We start from the raw sequence: 14,922 nt of genomic DNA on the forward strand, positions 1-14,922 counted from the left end.
TCGTTCGAACGGCGTTAAAGGCAACGTCTTTGACATCGATGAAGGGTGACCTGCACGTCTACGAAAACCGGCAGTATACTCAGCAGCCACGTTACCGACGACGGTCCTCGATCTCGTTTTCTCGCCGCTTCCTCCTCGATAACCTAGTGTGCTTTTTCTGTGACGATTACGGAGGCCATCTGCTGGACCGTTGTTCTGATCGTGGCGATCCAGACTGGGTTTACGTTGGCGTTTGCCGCGATCATGCTCCGCAAACGGCCCCCGGCGAATCCTGCGTACACTCCCAAAGCCGCGATCCTGCTGTGTCTTCGCGGGGCCGATCCGTTTCTCGAGCAATGTATCGCCCGGCTTTTGGACCAAGATTATCCGGATTATGAATTGCACGTCGTCGTCGATAGTCTTGCCGATCCAGCGCAGACGATTTTGCAAGCGTTCGAGTCCAACTCGCGATTACATATCCATGTCTTGAACGATCCGGCCGAGAGTTGCAGTTTAAAGTGCAGCAGCATTGTCCAGGCGATACGAGAGCTTGATCCGTCGTTCGAGGTGATTGCGTTGTGCGATGCCGATTCCACCCCGCATCGCACTTGGTTAGCCGAACTTGTCGCTCCACTGGCGCGTGAGGATGTCGGGGCGACGACTGGCAATCGATGGTACGATCCACCGACCGCCACCGGCGGATCGATCGTCCGTTATCTGTGGAACGTGCCGACGGCGATCAACATGATTCTGCTGCGGATCGCTTGGGGAGGCAGTTTGGCGATCCGGCGTCGTGTGATTGACGAAACAGGACTGCTGGAAAAATGGTCCACGGCACTTTGCGAAGACACGATGCTCTTTAGCGTGCTGCGTCGGCACGGTTACCGGCAAGTGTTTGTGCCAAGCGTGATGATGGTCAACCGCGAATCATGCACGTTCGGCGATTTGATGCAGTGGATCCCGCGTCAATTGTTGACCGCCAAACTTTACCATCCTTCCTGGCCAGCGACGGTGGGCTACGGGATCATCTCGGTGATTGTCCCCTTTCTTGCTGTGGCATTGGCCGCGATCGGTATGGTCCAATCCGACGCGGGTGCCATCCGCACGGCGGTCATCGTCTTTGTTGGATTTGAACTCTCGAATCTACTGCTCGTTGGATTGTGCCAGTGGGCTGCAAGTCGCCAAATCGCGAGCGGCCGAGTGATGCCAGCATCGCTTGGGCTAACCTCGTGGATGATGCTGCCCGTTTGGATCGTGCTCGCTCAACTCATCTCGCCGCTAACCTTTATCAAGTGTTTCTTTACCAAAACGATCTCATGGCGAGGAATCGAGTATCGAATCCGAGGCCGTCAAATTCAGCGTGAAACCTACTCGCCATACCGCGAGTCCGCTACGGAAACCCAGTCGCTTTAAGCGAGATGTAAATGGCAGTGGTGAGCCGTGAGGAACCGGGGGATGCGTGGACCCGGCCGCTCACGCGTCACGGCTCACAGAATGAACGCCCTGCTTCGGCTCGTTAAAATTTTCCGATTAGGCGACTCGGTCCGGTGGCGACGATGATCGTGATATGTGGCCACTACCATTCCGATGAAAGTTAAAGCTTGACTACCACGCACGACCTTCTTTCCGTCCACTTCACCGCCGATGCATGCCCAGCCGCCGCCCCAATTGACTCGTTGCGCAGCGGCATTGACGCTGATCACGCTGGCGATCGCATGGGTATCGGGTTGTCGCTCGCCCCCGGTTCGTCCCTTCGCGAATGCTGAACTTGATAAAAAGGCTGTCGCCGACGCAGATTCGCCAACAAAAGCGGCAAGTGAATCGCTACTGCAAACGGTTTCGTTTGCAGAGTCAGTGCTGCCCTCTCAGGCTGATTTCTTCGCGGGATCGGTGGTCGAGCGAATCCCCCCGAGTGCGGATGAGTTTGACCAGTTGACGCCATGGCATCTGACGCTCGACGAAGCGGTGATGTTGGCACTGGACAACAGTCAGGTGATCCGGGATCGCGGCGGTCGCGTTTTGACGTTTCCTGATGCCGTACGGACTACGCTGGATCCGGCGGTCTTACGAAGCGATCCGAATCTCGGAATCGATGCAAGCTTGTCAGCATTCGACACTCAATTCGAGACCGGCTTGGTTTACAACGGCGGCGGCAGCTCGGTTAATTCCGCATTCTCGAGCGGCCAATTTGGTGTTTTTGCTCAGCCCGAAACGCTGGCGAAGATGGGAGTCGGACGCATCTTGCGGTCGGGAACGAAGGTGTCGGTGGGTGGCGTCGGCGGCTACGACGAAGATCTCGCCGGCGGCTTTTATGCTGCCTACGGTGCCGAAGCACGTCACCCCCTGATGCGCGGTGCGGGAACGCAATTCAACCAAATCGCGGGCCCGATGGCGAAGCCCGGCATGTACCGTGGGGTGCTGATCTCGAAGCTTGAACACAATCAAGCACGACTTGAAGTCGAACAATCGGTATCCGAATTGGTTCGCGATGTCGCGATCGTTTACTGGGAGTTGTTCTTTGCCTATCAAAACCTCGAGGCCAAACGAACGGCCTTGGACAACGCCCGACAAGCGTGGGAACGGGAACAGCAACGGGTCGCTCAAAACGTCAGCCCGGCGGACGTCGAGGCGCTCGCTCGCCAGCAGTACTATTCTGCCGAAGCCGGTGTCCGCAACGCAATCTGCGGCACTACTCCAGGCCAAACGGGCGTGTACAACGTCGAGCTAAAGTTGCGAACTCTGTTAGCACTTCCCACCACCGACGATCGCTTGATCCATCCCGTCGGTCCACCGCTGGAAGCGTCGCTTCGTTTCGATTGGCAAGAGAGTGACGCCCTCGCCCAAACCAACCGAATCGAACTTCGCAAGCAGCAGTCCGAGATCAATAAACGCGTCCTGGAACTGAAGGCCGCCCGGAATTTGCAACGTCCTCAGGTCGACTTGATCGGAAAGTATCGCCGCTTAGCTGACGATCCTTCCACCGACACCGCACTGTTCAGTGAAGCGTTGCAGGGATGGCAAGTGGGAATCGAATACAGTCGTCCAGTCTTGAACCGACGCGAGAATGCAGCAGTACACAGTGCACACCTGCAACTGTCTCGGGCTCGAGCGATTGCAGAGGAACAACGCCGGCATATCACATCGGAACTGCGTGCTGCCTTCATCGAGCTCGACCGGGCCTATGGTGCAATGAATTCGATGGCGCAAAGTCGCGATGCGTCACAGATTCGGTTGAATGCCCAATCAGAGCGTCATGCCGCAGGCGACGTGCATGTGGAAGAGGTGCTGGAAGCCCAAGTCCGTGCGACGCAAGCCGAAACGCAATTCCAACGCAGTTTGGTCGACTACAACTTGGCGTTTATTAAAGTCCACCACGCACGCGGCACGCTGCTGAGCGTAATGGGAGTTGGGTTCGGGGAACCGACCATCAACGAATGTCGGTTTGCGTTAAATTCACCCTCGGTGTTTGCCCGTCCCGAGGACTTCAAAAACGATAACTCCGAGCTACGAACCGCAACCACCCCTTTGCCAGAGTCATCGATCACGCCACGATAGGGCAATCGTCGGTGTCGCGGATCGCTCCGCGATCTTGGCGTGTGATCGCGGGGGACGTGCGATTCTTTTACCGAGGTAGCGGAACTCGTCAAGAGTTTCGACCATCCTGGAAAACGAAAGTCTTGACGACTTCCGCTACGACCAAACCCGTCATTTAATTGAATCGCACGTCCCGAGCGATCAACGACTTTGGTTATTTGGACTGTGCAAGGTGAAAATCGGCTTCTATTCGACGATGACGGGAATGCCGTGGGGCGGCAGCGAAGTGCTATGGTCCCGCGTGGCTCACCAACTGCTCGAAAATGACATCCAAGTCACGGTGAACTACCGCTGGTGGGAAGACACACCCCGCGAACTCGATCGTTTACGTTCCGCGGGGGCTACCGTTTGGCCGCGCCGAGACCCCACATGGCGATCATGGCCGTATCGGCTGAAGTCGCCGCTGAACCTTGAAAAAGAAACCGACCATCTACGACGTTGGCTCGCTCGCGAAAAGCCGGATTTTGTGCTGGTCATCCTCGGCTACCATCTCAACGCGGTCACTCCTGCGGCGGAATTAATCCGCCGCCAAATTCCCTACGCAATCAACGTACAAGCCGCCAGCACCGAGTCGTTGGACGACATCTATCTCAACGAATTCCAGACCGCGTATACAAATGCCGAAAAAGTGTTTTTCGTTTCGCAAGAAAACCTTGATCGTGCCGAAACGACTCTGGCCATCGAGCTGGATCATGCCGAAATCATCGACAATCCGTTCAATGTCGACTGGCATGCGAACCCAGCTTGGCCCGCTGCCGATGACAGCTTCCAACTCGCTTGTGTTGGCCGAATTCATTTCACATCGAAAGGCCAAGACTTGTTGATCGACGTGTTGAAACAAGACAAATGGCGTGACCGAAATCTATCGATTCGATTGTTCGGCGACTCGCAAGGCAATCGCACACAGATGGAACGGTTGATTGAGCGTTACGGTCTGCAAACTCAGATTCAATTGGCAGGTTACTCGGAAAACATCGAAGACGTTTGGGCGAATCATCATGGATTGATCCTTCCGTCGCGTTTCGAAGGGGCCGCATTGGCCGTCGTGGAAACGATGCTCTGTAATCGGATCTGCATTACCACCGATGTCGGACGCAATCGCGAGCTGATTGATGATGGCGAAACTGGTTTCATCGCAGCCGCAGCAACTGCCGATCTGCTCGACACCACACTGGAAACCGCATGGCAGAGACGCGGCGACTGGCAAGCGATGGGGGAACTCGCAGGCACACGGATTCGCGAGCGCTACAGCGAGGATCCAGTCGCCGATTTCTACGACAAGATTACCGATCTAGCCTCGATGCACAGGTGAATCTTTGTCCCATTCCGATTCCCCCGAGTCGTCGCGGCGTATCAAGATCAGCGTTGCGATTTGCACCTGGAACCGTTCGCGTTTGCTGCGTCGCACGCTTGAGCGGTTTTGCAATATCAACGTAGACGACCGCTTTGAATGGGAATTGATCCTCGTCGACAACAACTCGTCCGACGATACTCAGCAGGTCATCAACGCATTCACGGAAACGCTACCAATCGTGTCGCTCATCGAGACGGTCCAGGGGCACTCGGCAAGCCGAAATCGGGCGATCGAAGCTGCAAGCGGCGACTACATCGTCTGGACTGACAATGATGTGTTGGTCGATAGCGACTGGCTGACGTCGTATTGTGACGCGTTTATTGCCGAACCTGACGTGGCATTTTTTGGCGGTGCCATCGAACCCTGGTTCGAACCGCCTGGTTGCCCCGATTGGATCGAAGCGACTTGGGACAAATGCAAATCGGTCTATGCCGCACGCGATTTGGGCGAACAACCGATCGAGCTGAACGAAAACCGTCTGCCTTATGGTGCTAACTTTGCAATACGAGCCGACGTCCAGCGGCAATATCGCTTCGATCCCACACTTGGCCGCGTTCGCTCGGGAATGATCGGAGAAGACGAGACGCAGGTCTTGAAACGGATCACTCGCGGCGGAGGTAAAGGCCGCTGGGTTCCTGACGCCAAGGTCCAACATATCATTCCCGCCGACCGAGCCAGCGAGCGGTACGTGCAATCCTATTTTGTGGGGCAGGGGCAAGCCAATGCGATGTTTGGCAAACCAAGTCGGCAGCGGATGGCCGCGTTCGTTGACGCCGCCTTTCATTCGCTGCTGTATCGGTCAAAGCGACACAGGACGCAGCCCGATGAATGGGTGTCTCATTTGATTCGGTCAAGCATTTCGTGGGGCGAATTCAAGATGCATTCTTCGAAATTAACCGCAACGCTTCGCTCGCCTCGTCGTTAAACCAAGCGAGTTGCTCGGCGGTGAAATACTCTTGCCAAGTTCCAGCACGTCCGCGGCGATAAAAGTCGTTCGGCCGGTTGGTATCGGCCGAGCCAAATCCCGGTTCCGTCAATGCATTCAGCGGACTCGCCTTTGCCGCAGACAGACCGAGAAACTGGTAAATCTCGTTTCGATATTTCAGCGTATCCGTCTGCAGATCCTCATAGCGAATCCAGTAATACGGCAGATCGATCTCTGCTCGATCTGCCGACTGCATCATTTGGAAATCGTCGACGATCGCTGCATTCCACTGCGACGCGAACTCACGCACGACGGTCTCGCACGCCAACAACTCTTGTTTGTGCTGCTCAAAATAGTTTGGATCGGCCTTGAATCGTTGCAAGTTTTCCTGCATTCGCGGCCCTGCGTTGAAGTTGTAGTTCAGCGTATGGTATGCCCAACTGACCACGGCATCGCGACCGTCCCGGGTGATGTAAAGTTGCCGGACACCTGGGACAAACGTCGAGCGTAGCGAACATGGTGTCCGGTCGCCGCACCATCGCTTGTTGCCACAAACATCGCGGATCAACTGCTTTACCATTTGGTAGAAAGCATCTTCGAGGAATGCAGATTGCTTCTCGCGGCTCAGAATTCCCCAGGGAGCAGACTGAATGGCACGCACACTTTCGAACAGAGGACGCAAGTGAAATTCACCCGTGCATGCGATCTGGGGATGCAGATTCATCAGATTGCATAGCCAATTGGTCCCCGATTTGGCGTAGCCCCGAATAAAGAAAACATCCGATTGCCGCGAGCGAAAAAGTTTTCTCATAGAATGTGATTCACCTACCGTCGATCGCCACCGATCGATACCTTGACCGATGCGTAAGCAGGTAGACAAGGATCATTGATCAAACGCATTGATTGTTGGGGCCGACTCTGTGAAGCATTTCGTAACGGAACTCGTCAAGAGTTTCGGCGGGGGGCACACGCCATGGAACGAAAGTCTTGACGACTACCGCTACGTTGAAGATGCACCTACCCTTTGACGCGATTGTCCCGGTTGACCGTGGGAACCGTGGCTAGCGTCAAAACGGCTAACCTATCGAAAGACTCTAACCTACCTGCGTAGCAGCGTATCGTCTTCCATTTTTCACAGCAACCATGCGGCCCTGATGCGACGGCCCGTTGGCGTCGCTGGTCTCGGGCAATCCCCTTTATTCTCGGATGAAAACAATCCTCTTTGTTACCGACCAACCGTTTTGGCGGCGCGAGAACGGGGCGCATCAGCGAAGCTGGTCGCTGGTGCAATGTCTGCGGCGAAACGGCTTCCAATTGACGGTTTTCTATTTGGTCGAAATGACTCATTCCGACGAAGCGATCTGCCGCCAATTTGAGCTGCCAATCGTAAAATTTAATCCCCAGGGAACACGCCTTCGAGATCGATTCTCACGATCGCTGCGGCGTGCCTTTGCAACGTTTTCCAATCCAGATCCGTCGGTCGAGAACCAGGATCCAGCGGCACGAAACCTTGCAACGCTGGAAACCTATCGTTGGCCAATGGCCCCCACCCAATTCAAGTCGCTGGTGAAATCGTTGCGGCCCGATTTTGTCTTGTGCAACTATGTGATCTGGGCCAATCTGCTCGATGACTTTCCCGTCGGACGACGACGTTTTCAAGCCCTGGTCGATACACATGACCTGCTTCATGTTCGCCAACAACAATTTGCCACTTACGACGAGGCCCACTGGATCACGATCTCGAAGGAAGAGGAATCGGCAGCGATGGCCAAGTTTGACTTGATCATCGCAGCTCAAACCAAGGAAGCCGAAACCATTCGCGCGATGGCCCCCCACAGCGACGTCGTTATCGTGGGACATCAAACCGAGCTATCCGCCAACGCACCGCAGATCGACTCGCACCAACAAGTCGAATCCATGCTCCCTCGAATTGGGTTCATCGGATCCGACAACGCTGCCAACGTGGACGGAATCGCTTGGTTCTTGCAACATTGTTGGCCCGAGATCCACCACCGTACCGGCGCCGAATTGGTGATCGCAGGATCGGTGCACCAAGGTCTGCGTCGCCAACGGTTTGCCGATCACCCCGGGGTACGGCTTCGTGGTTTTCTACCCAATCTTGAAGATTTCTATGCCCAGATTGATTTTGCGATCAATCCGGTTCGCTTTGGCAGCGGGATCAAAATCAAGTCGATCGAATCGCTTAGTTTTGGTAAACCGCTGGTGACCCATTCGCACAACACGCACGGTTTGTCCGCTGCCACCATCAATAGCATGATCGTCGCGGACGATGCGAACGGCTTTACCGAGGCGGTGCTTCGCTTGATCCACGGCCACGATTTACGAGGCGAGATGACGGAGCGAGTTCGCCAAGTCCGCGAGAGCGAACTCAGCGAGGATTCGGTCTATGCGGACCTGCTGGCCTGGCTGCGGCGATGATCGAGTCATGCGCGTCCTACTTGATCGGTTTTGCTTGATAGGCGATAGTTGCAGGATCAAAACGACTTGATTGGCAGTGAATCTCGATCAAGACGCGACGCTATACCTCACGGACGGGCCCTGCGGTGGCAACGGGAACAATCTTTTATGTGGGAACCGAATCGGAAGTAGCGCATCACGCGCGGCCGCTGCAGCAACGAATGCCGATTCGCATCGCACCGCCTGATGTGGTGACCCAAGAGGCCCGTCCCGGTGACTTGGCCATTTTCTTTTCGGAACACTTTGACCGATTCCGCAGTGCCATCCATGATCTGAAACGCCGAAACGTGGCCACGTTGTATGCGATCGACGGCATCTTGGAGTGGCGAAACGCCTGGCAGAACCGCGAAACCGAACCGGCTTGCCCATGGACAATGCGGCCCGTTCTGTGTCACAAAGTGGCTTGTATCGGAGCCTCGCAAGCGCGAACGCTGTCCGCATGGGGCAATGCCGACAAAGTGGAAGTCGTCGGCATTCCGCGGCTGGATTACCTTCGCCTCAACGCGTCGCCAACGGATACGGCCCCGCGGGAATTGCGATCGGACCAACCGCTGCGGCTGTTGGTCATGACGGCCAAATGGCCAGGATTCACCGAATCGCAACGCCACCAGATCGCTCAATCACTAATCGATGTCAAAGCTTGGGCCGACACCACAGCTGCGGTGGGTAACCGGCCCATCGAATTGATTTGGCGATTGACCGGAGGAATGGACCGCATCGTAGGGGTCGAGAACGAGCTTCGGGATACCACGGGCGAAGATCTGATCACCGAGCTACGACGTTGCGATGCGGTGATCACCACGCCGTCGACCGCTCAGCTTGAATCGATGCTGGTAGGCAAACCCACCGCGATCTTGGATTACACCAACAGTCCGCTCTATGTCGACGCGGCATGGCGAATCACGTGCAAGGGGCAACTCGACCTCACGATCACGCAATTGTTCGATCCGCCCGCCGAGCGAATGCATTATCAGCACTCGGTGCTGGCCGACTCGCTGCAACACGACACCGATGCCACCGACCGCATGATGATGTTAATCGAAAAAATGAGCGAACACGCAAACGCCATGGCAACGCAACCGCAACCGCTGCAGTTCCCGTCGGCGTTGTTGCCACCGTTGGCCAACCCAATGCCGCTGCTATGTGCCGAATCGATATTCCCCGACCGTGCCGCTGCTACGCTGAACGAAGCCGGCATGTTGCCGGTCGAATTGGCGGATGCACAACGCGAAATCAAATTGCTCCGTGGGACCCTCCAACAACTTCAATCGGAACTCAGGGAAGCTCACGAAATCTTTGACACCATTCGCAACCATCCGATTGCGGGGCCAGTGGTTCGCACTCGAGAAAAAATCCTGCAATGGGTTTCCAAATCAAAAGCCAGTGGCACGGATGCAACTTAGCGAACGATGAAACAGTCCTCTGGATCGCTTACCGAAGATCGATTGCCCGAATCACCAAAGGTGAAACGGATTGATGTGGTATGCGCGGCGGACGATGCCTACGTGATGCCGCTGGCGGTAACCTTAAAAAGTGCCTGTCGTCATCTCGCCGCTGGAGTCCAAATCCGTTTATGCTTGCTGACCGGCGAAATCGCTGCGGAAAACTGGTCGCTGCTTGAGCAAACGCTTGATGGCGAACCGATCGAAATTCATCCTATCAAGCCCGACCTCGATACCGTTTCCGATCTTTCGATTTCGCATCACATTTCGCACACCGCCTACTATCGGTTACTCACTGCGGAATTGGTGCCAAGCGACGTCACCAAAGCGATCTATTTGGATTGTGATCTATTCATCAAAGAGGACATTACGAGTCTTTGGGATCTGCCGATCGAGCAGCACTATTGCCTTGCCACGGCCGATGCCGCGTGTCCCTTTATCGATGCAAAGAAAGGCTGTGCAAATTACCGACTTGCCAATCCCTACATGGCGACGCGGCGGCCGATTCCAAATTATCGCCAATTGGGTTTGGATGGTGCAGCGGAGTATTTCAACAGTGGCGTGATGGTATTGAACGTCGAACGTTGGCGAGACGAGAATGTGGCCGAGCGGTTACTAAAAATCCTGCGTGACAATCGCAGTTACGTGTGGTGCTGGGACCAATATGCACTGAACGTGCTGTGTCACGGCCAGTGGGGACGTTTTGAACCTCGCTGGAATCAAGGCGCCCATGTGTTCGAATACCCGTCGCCGGACCATGCCCCGATCGATCGCCAACAGTGGATCGAAATGAAAACCAACCCCGCGATTGTACACTTCACGACCGAGTTCAAACCTTGGCAAGCGGGATCGAATCATCCTCGCAGTGAAGTGTTTTTCGAAGGACTCGCCGATACCGCATGGCAGGATTGGCGTCCTCCTAAACCCCATCCAAGTTTTCAACATTGGTTCAATCGGCGAATGGTCAACATGATCAAACGAACCACCATCACGTCTCGAAAAATTACATCGGTGTGGGCTTAAATGATCAATCCATTGCTTGCCGAACCGCGAACAAACAAGACCACCGTCGCTGCGCCGCTGCTGACGTTGTTCACGGTTCTGAAACCGTTCGAAGGTGAAGCGGACACGCATCAACGCAACGCGATCGCCAGCTGGCAAGCGTTGCAACCGCAGGTTGAGATTATTCTGTTTTCGGATTCGGACATTCCAGCCGATATTCATGTGAAATTTCAATGTCATCACACCAGCAAAACGAACGAGCATGGCACTCCGCTGCTGGATGATATTTTCCGCATTGCCGCGTCCGAGGGGCGAGGGGCCGCCCGAGCGTTCGTCAACGCCGACATCATTCTGGACCATCGATTTGTTCAAGCCACCGAGCGGTTGATCCAATCCGAGTGGAAGTCCTGGCTTGCGATCGGGCAGCGAACTGAGTTGGAAATGCCCGCCGACGTCGATCACGCCAACGACGATTGGATCGCCGAGTGTTTCAAAAAAATTGAGTCCGATGGGACCAGCGCTTCGATCGTCTGCAAAGACTATTTCGTGTTCCCCGCCGATCTGTACCAAAACATTCCCGAATTTGCGATCGGCCGAGGCAATTGGGACAATTGGATGGTCTGGCACAGCAAAACGTCGCAAATTCCCGTGGTGGATATCAGCAAAGCCGCACCAGTGATCCACCAAAAACATGGCTACTCGCACGTCACCGGCGGCCGCATGTCGGTCTATGTCAGCGGCCCCGAAGCTCGCGAAAACCAACGACTCGCAGGTGGCCGAAACCTGATCGCCGGCAGCACGCCCGATTGGCGAATGGATGAAGCGGCAGTCCACAAGATCCGGTTTGGGGCGTTGCAGTTTGGTAAGGACTTATTCCGTTTCGCGCGGCTGCTGGGCAACATGGCCGGTCGAATTTGAACGTCTTACTCGCTGCAACCGGACGGCTTGCGCCGTGCTGCTACCCAGCCGATGACATTGAACAAACTCCGTTGACCATTCTTTTAAACGCATGATCTCCTTTACCCAATTCGCGATACTGCTCGGATCGACGCTTGTCGTCTGGTCGCTGGTGCACTTTGCCGTGGCTTGGTTCTTTGACGCCCAAATCGTTCGCAAACGGTTGGCGACATCCGATGACGCATCGAATTGCAGCTTCGCCCCCAAAGCTTCGGTGCTGATGTCGCTGCGTGGATGTGACCCACGGTTAATGTTGAATCTGCGAGGTTTGCTCGGCCAAGCCTACGATGACTTTGAGATCATCGTGGTGATCGACAGCCGCCAAGATCCAGCTTGGCAAGTGGCGATGGAGGTCAAATCGACTGACGACACTGCCGACCGCTTAAAAATCTTTGAGTTGCAGGAGCCCTCGTCGACTTGCAGTCTTAAATGCAGTTCCTTGGTTCAGGCGGTACAGCAAATTCGCAGTGATGGTGAAGTGGTGGTGCTGGTCGACGCCGACGTCGTTCCCCACCCGAATTGGCTGCGTGATGCAGTGCGACCACTCGTGAATCCCCAAATCGGCGTCGTGACAGGAAACCAGTGGTACGCTCCTGAAAGCACGGATGCGGGGGGCATCGACACCGGTTCGCTGCTACGCAGCATCTGGAATTCGGGTGCGATTGCAGCGACGGCAATCAATGCCAATCCATGGGCGGGTACGTGTGCGATGCGGCTTTCGGACTTGAAACGATCAGGGCTGATCGAAAAATGGACGACCTCGGTTGTCGATGATGGACCGATCAAACCGGCACTGGATCGACTCGGACTACAAGTCTACTTCGACCCCCGATTGATCATGGTGAACCGAGACCAATGCACAACGGCCTTCGCCGGTCGGTATGTGACACGGATGTTAACGTGGTCTCGGATCTATGAGAAAACGTTCATCAATACGGTGATTCACGCGGTGGCGATGGTGACGTTATTGGCAAGTTCGATGACCGTCTTCGTAATCGCCTTGATGACCGGAAACGCCATTGCAGCATCGTCGATGGGATTGTCGATGCTGCTTTCGAATTTTGTCATGTTCGCCGGTTTCCGATCCACCGAGCGTGCTGTCAGTCATGCGATTCGCTGCCGTAGCGGTGAGAATCAAATCGCACCGATGGGATTGGCAACGTCGTTGCGTGTCTTTTGGTTGATTCCGATCTGCCAAGTGGCTCACGTCTACTGGACGATCAAAGCGATCTTCGCACGCCAAGCACAGTGGCGAAATATCACCTACCGATTGCATCCACATCAGCGAGTCGAAATGGTGGCCTACCAACCCTATGTCGCCGACGCGACCCTCTGCATGGCAACCCAGCGGTCGATTTAAATTGATGCACCACCCCATCCTCATTTGTGGTTGTCCTGGATCGGGCACCAGTCTATTGGCCAAGATGCTCCGACACTGCGGTGTATTTCTAGGGGCGGATGCGGGTCCGATAAATGATCGCAAGTTTCACGAATCGGCAAGTTTCAGAGACGCGAACAATCGAATCTTGTCCTCGACGATTGACTTTCCCCATTCGCCAAAGGGATTCGTACAATTTCGCAAACACAACGATCGAATGTCCGCCAATCTCGACACGATCCTGCGATCGATGGATGTCGAAGCGATCCAGCAGCAGTTCTGGGGAGCCGAAAATCGCAACCAGCCTTGGGGATGGAAGGACCCTCGTAATTCGGCAACCGCTTTGGTTTGGAAATCGCTTTTCCCGGATTTACGTATCCTGATGCTCGAGCGCAAATGGCGTAAGAGTGTCGCGGCCGAGCGAGCGAATAGTCCTGCCGGCGAGTGGTTCCGTAAACAATCGTCTGCCGACATCCGCCACCTCTACCAAAACCCGGTTGGCACTGATCGAGCCGACATCATCCGCGTCGACTTTGATCGTTTAATCGCAAGCGGTGACGAGTTGAATGCAACGCTTAAGGCCCTCGGCTTGGATCATCACCGCGTCGAGAATTTCCAGGGTTTCTCAGCCAAGGTCGGTCTGGAATTCTCGTCGCAGTGGGTCAGAGCGAATCGAGTTTAGATCCACAGGCCTGGGATGCTGATGCAAATAACAGGTGTAGTGGATCTTGCTAAAGATCCTCATGCCGCAGGATCTTTAGCAAGATCCACTACTTGGAAATCCGTTATTTTGTTTTTGGTCCGGGCAAAGACGCGTAGATTGGCGACTGAATCAGCCGTTGGATGAAAGTCTCGGTGGACCACAAATGTTCTTTGCGTCGCTGCAGGTACGCGGCGGTTTCTCGGATCAGTTCATTGTTTCGCAACTTGTCGGCAGCTTCCCGCAAATCATCGAAGTAAAAGGGGTAGTCGTCCCCAAGGTATTCTCGCACCGCGGGCAGCGGATTCGTCAGCACCGGGGTACCACGGGCAATGCATTCGACAATCGAATTGTTCGCATTGGCCTGCCATAAACCGACCAGCATGATGTTTTTGCAAAGCAGTTCGTCGAACGCTTCGTTGGATAATCGCGGAGGACACTTCACACGCACTAGCCGCCGTTTTCGCATGCCTTCACAACCGACCGCACGTTGATGATCAAAGTTACCACCGGTTAGCCAGAGACGGCGAAAACCTCGAACGGGCAACTCATAGATTGGATAGAACCGTCTCAGCCAACATCCCAACTGGACGACCGTTTTTCGCCGGTTGGCTTCGTACGCCTGAAATGAAAACTGCGGCACCGCCAACTCCGTCGGCAATCGAAGCACTTCGATGGGGACGGTCAAGCGATCGCGAAGTTGCGTGGCCACGTGTTCGGAAAGCGTAAAAATCCCTCGGCAATACGGCAGACTCAAACTCAAATTGGGATGGTAATTCAACAGGAACTCAAGGTCCGAGCGTCCGCCGTGCACCGCAGCCATGTGCGGTGGCGCTTCGAACGTTTGGTGAGCCACTCCGATCCATGGTTTGCGAAATGGACCGATTTGAAACAACGCATCTTCGAGTTCGCCAAGAAAGAGACATTCACCCTCGGGATGAAGCAGTTGCTCGGCCACCGCGGACTGAACGTGGCCCCATCCACTGCGGTGATGAGCCCACCGCACCGTGATGGGCGAAGTCAAACGTCGATCGGCGACACTCGCGGGTGGTGCTTGCGACGTGTTGCTATCGCTGCGGGGTTGTGTCATGGAAACCGATGAAGCGTTTGGAG

At 55.1% G+C, this 14,922-nt stretch carries 12 protein-coding genes; 10 read left to right on the forward strand and 2 right to left on the reverse strand.

Annotated elements, in window-relative coordinates; translation table 11 throughout:
• Positions 1-159 precede the first annotated feature (159 nt).
• The 4 genes from ABD971_RS23855 (at position 160) to ABD971_RS23870 (ending at position 5,852) form a co-directional block, all read left to right on the forward strand.
• Positions 160-1,392, forward strand: coding sequence for a glycosyltransferase family 2 protein (locus ABD971_RS23855; protein ID WP_345326205.1), 1,233 nt, complete (start codon positions 160-162; stop codon positions 1,390-1,392).
• Positions 1,393-1,647: 255 nt separating this feature from the next.
• The gene (locus tag ABD971_RS23860) at positions 1,648-3,534 is read left to right on the forward strand and encodes a TolC family protein (protein ID WP_345326207.1); all 1,887 of its coding nucleotides are present in this window, start codon (positions 1,648-1,650) and stop codon (positions 3,532-3,534) included.
• 211 nt (positions 3,535-3,745) lie between these two features.
• Positions 3,746-4,885, forward strand: coding sequence for a glycosyltransferase (locus tag ABD971_RS23865; RefSeq protein WP_345326209.1), 1,140 nt, complete (start codon positions 3,746-3,748; stop codon positions 4,883-4,885).
• A gap of 4 nt (positions 4,886-4,889) precedes the next feature.
• On the forward strand, positions 4,890-5,852 hold the full coding sequence (locus ABD971_RS23870; protein ID WP_345326211.1) for a glycosyltransferase: 963 nt from the start codon (positions 4,890-4,892) through the stop codon (positions 5,850-5,852).
• Here the strand turns inward: ABD971_RS23870 and ABD971_RS23875 are convergent.
• A complete protein-coding gene (locus ABD971_RS23875) occupies positions 5,800-6,663 on the reverse strand; it encodes a sulfotransferase domain-containing protein (RefSeq protein ID WP_345326213.1) in 864 nt (287 codons plus the stop codon). The genes ABD971_RS23870 and ABD971_RS23875 overlap by 53 nt on opposite strands.
• 395 nt (positions 6,664-7,058) lie before the next feature.
• Between ABD971_RS23875 and ABD971_RS23880 the strand changes: the two genes are divergently transcribed.
• The 6 genes from ABD971_RS23880 (at position 7,059) to ABD971_RS23905 (ending at position 13,791) form a co-directional block, all read left to right on the forward strand.
• Positions 7,059-8,291: a glycosyltransferase gene (locus ABD971_RS23880; RefSeq protein WP_345326215.1), complete on the forward strand. Its 1,233-nt coding sequence runs from the start codon at positions 7,059-7,061 to the stop codon at positions 8,289-8,291.
• A gap of 125 nt (positions 8,292-8,416) precedes the next feature.
• The gene (locus ABD971_RS23885; protein WP_345326217.1) at positions 8,417-9,733 is read left to right on the forward strand and encodes a hypothetical protein; all 1,317 of its coding nucleotides are present in this window, start codon (positions 8,417-8,419) and stop codon (positions 9,731-9,733) included.
• Between the two features lie 6 nt (positions 9,734-9,739).
• Complete coding sequence (locus tag ABD971_RS23890; protein ID WP_345326219.1) at positions 9,740-10,795, forward strand: glycosyltransferase family 8 protein; 1,056 nt, start codon at positions 9,740-9,742, stop codon at positions 10,793-10,795.
• The gene (locus ABD971_RS23895; protein WP_345326221.1) at positions 10,796-11,692 is read left to right on the forward strand and encodes a hypothetical protein; all 897 of its coding nucleotides are present in this window, start codon (positions 10,796-10,798) and stop codon (positions 11,690-11,692) included.
• A 91-nt stretch (positions 11,693-11,783) separates the two neighbouring features.
• Positions 11,784-13,091, forward strand: a complete 1,308-nt coding sequence (locus ABD971_RS23900; RefSeq protein ID WP_345326223.1) for a glycosyltransferase — start codon at positions 11,784-11,786, stop codon at positions 13,089-13,091.
• Between the two features lie 4 nt (positions 13,092-13,095).
• Entirely contained in the window at positions 13,096-13,791 is a 696-nt protein-coding gene (locus ABD971_RS23905) for a sulfotransferase (RefSeq protein WP_345326225.1), read from the forward strand.
• A gap of 103 nt (positions 13,792-13,894) precedes the next feature.
• On the opposite strand, the gene ABD971_RS23910 is transcribed toward ABD971_RS23905, so the two are convergent.
• A complete protein-coding gene (locus ABD971_RS23910; RefSeq protein ID WP_345326227.1) occupies positions 13,895-14,899 on the reverse strand; it encodes a glycosyltransferase in 1,005 nt (334 codons plus the stop codon).
• Positions 14,900-14,922 lie beyond the last annotated feature (23 nt).

Origin of the sequence: Novipirellula rosea (assembly GCF_039541335.1) — a bacterium.
Classification (GTDB): Bacteria; Planctomycetota; Planctomycetia; order Pirellulales; family Pirellulaceae; genus Novipirellula; species Novipirellula rosea.

Excerpts from the sequence above, each read along its gene's own strand:
- ABD971_RS23875 (WP_345326213.1), bottom strand. The coding sequence starts at position 6,663 with ATGAGAAAACTTTTTCGCTCGCGGCAATCGGATGTTTTCTTTATTCGG.
- ABD971_RS23880 (WP_345326215.1), top strand. The coding sequence starts at position 7,059 with ATGAAAACAATCCTCTTTGTTACCGACCAACCGTTTTGGCGGCGCGAG.
- ABD971_RS23890 (WP_345326219.1), top strand. The coding sequence starts at position 9,740 with ATGAAACAGTCCTCTGGATCGCTTACCGAAGATCGATTGCCCGAATCA.
- ABD971_RS23895 (WP_345326221.1), top strand. The coding sequence starts at position 10,796 with ATGATCAATCCATTGCTTGCCGAACCGCGAACAAACAAGACCACCGTC.
- ABD971_RS23900 (WP_345326223.1), top strand. The coding sequence starts at position 11,784 with ATGATCTCCTTTACCCAATTCGCGATACTGCTCGGATCGACGCTTGTC.
- ABD971_RS23905 (WP_345326225.1), top strand. The coding sequence starts at position 13,096 with ATGCACCACCCCATCCTCATTTGTGGTTGTCCTGGATCGGGCACCAGT.
- ABD971_RS23910 (WP_345326227.1), bottom strand. The coding sequence starts at position 14,899 with ATGACACAACCCCGCAGCGATAGCAACACGTCGCAAGCACCACCCGCG.